The sequence below is a fragment of the Polynucleobacter sp. IMCC 29146 genome, from assembly GCF_021395195.1.
Classification (GTDB): Bacteria; Pseudomonadota; Gammaproteobacteria; order Burkholderiales; family Burkholderiaceae; genus Polynucleobacter.
The window spans coordinates 1-807 of record NZ_JAJVCR010000031.1 but is presented as its reverse complement, the minus strand read 5'-3'; the positions used below and the strand labels follow the sequence as shown (position 1 = coordinate 807).

General features: G+C 46.2%; 1 protein-coding gene. It reads left to right on the top strand.

The window, feature by feature from the left end; translation table 11 throughout:
* The coding region (locus LZT22_RS12655; protein WP_233925662.1) for an IS256 family transposase at positions 1 to 769 on the top strand (769 nt) is incomplete at its 5' end.
* Positions 770 to 807: the final 38 nt, after the last annotated feature.

Sequence of the window (807 nt, the reverse complement as noted above, 5' to 3'; positions counted from 1 at the left end):
CGAAGAAGTTAAAGCGTGGCAAGCTAGACCTTTAGATACGCTTTACCCCATCATTTACCTAGACTGTATCCATGTCAAAGTCAGAGACTCGGGTGTGGTTAAAGCCAAAGCGGTCTACCTAGCGATTGGCATTACGATGACCGGCCAAAAAGACGTACTGGGTTTATGGATTGCACAAACCGAAGGGGCGAAGTTCTGGCTACAAGTGGTTACCGAACTCAAGAACCGGGGCGTACAAGATATCTTCATCGCCTGCGTTGATGGCTTAAAAGGGTTTCCAGAGGCAATTGAGGCTATCTATCCATACACCACCGTACAACTGTGTATTGTGCATATGGTGCGCTATAGCCTGAACTATGTCTCTTGGAAGTTCCGTAAAGATGTCGCTACTGACCTCAAGGCCATTTATGCCAGCGGCACAGTAGAGCAAGCAGAGCAGCAGTTAAGGGAGTTTGAACTCAAATGGGACAAAGACTATCCTTCCATTGGTCAAAGCTGGAGAAGAAACTGGCAGCGCCTCACCCCCTTCTTTGACTACTCGCCCGAGATCCGTAAAGTGATTTACACCACCAACGCCATTGAGTCAGTCAATATGAGTTTACGGAAAATTACCAAGAACCGGGGATCATTCCCCAGTGATGAAGCTTTAATGAAATTGTTTTATCTGGCCCTACGCAATATCAGCCAAAAGTGGAGTATGCCCATCAGAGATTGGAAGGGTGCATTAAATCAGTTTAGTATTAAGTATGAGGAGAGAATCCCTCTGTAGTAAACGAACCCCGTTTACACAAAATATGGGACACCCTC